This window comes from Mycobacterium sp. 1245801.1, assembly GCF_001673055.1.
In the GTDB taxonomy this organism is placed as follows: Bacteria; Actinomycetota; Actinomycetes; order Mycobacteriales; family Mycobacteriaceae; genus Mycobacterium; species Mycobacterium europaeum_A.
Genome location: NZ_LZKY01000052.1, coordinates 1 through 827 on the forward strand (window position 1 = coordinate 1; position 827 = coordinate 827).

The window sequence follows — 827 nt, forward strand, 5'->3', positions numbered from 1 at the left end:
GACGCTACCCCGCTGGTAACCTCTCCACGCCGGTTCAAGCCGACGCTGCGGTGCAATTTGCCGCCGTTCGCTCGTCGAGCGCCTGATCGATCAATGTGGTACTGGAATGCCGTCGCAGAGTTATCGAGCCGCTAGGCGCGCTCGCGTCACCAGGCGGATTCGCCATCGATGGTCGCGAGGTCTCGCATGGGTAGAAAATTACGGGCGGACGCCGTTGGCCGCTATTCACTATGTACTAGCCTCGACGCAGCGCAGACACGGCTTCATCTCACTAGCGAATCCCAGCGACGTCAGGCCGGTCCGACGACGATCTGCCTCAAACCGATGCTGACGGCCGCATAAAGTCGGTGGTCTTACGCCAGCGATCAGTCACCTTCGAGATAAAGAATCTGCGCCGTTCGCCGGGGTGAAGTGAGCGAAGCGCTGCCTCGGCTTAGCATTCGGACATGCGCGATATCGAAGCGATTGACGCCGATCTGCAGTTGGTGTCGCGCGCTTGGTGCGCGGCTTTGGTGGCAAATGATCACGCACCGAGTACCACCCTGATCGACCAGCTTCGCGAGGAGCGACAGCAGTGAGGCGCTGCGTCCGGAACTGACATGACCGGATACCACTAGAGGTAGCGTCGTAGCTGGTCGGAAGCATAGACGGCGGGTTGGCGGGTGGTGCGATGCAACTGATCGAGCTAAGCATTGGCGATCTCATCGCCAGAGCTGGCGGTGACCCATGGGCGATCAACCAGAGCTTGCAGGCCGGCAGCCCCGCGCAGATTTCGAGCCTTGCGGAGGCTTTTCATGGTGCTGGTCGACACACCGCCGAGGCGGACC

General features: G+C 61.3%; 1 protein-coding gene and 1 pseudogene. Both read left to right on the forward strand.

From position 1 onward, the window contains the following. Nucleotides 1-446 precede the first annotated feature (446 nt). Nucleotides 447-578, forward strand: coding sequence for a hypothetical protein (locus A5622_RS30430; RefSeq protein WP_255361663.1), 132 nt, complete (start codon nucleotides 447-449; stop codon nucleotides 576-578). A 92-nt stretch (nucleotides 579-670) separates the two neighbouring features. After that, nucleotides 671-827 (forward strand): annotated as a pseudogene (locus A5622_RS30655) (hypothetical protein); the annotation flags it as partial.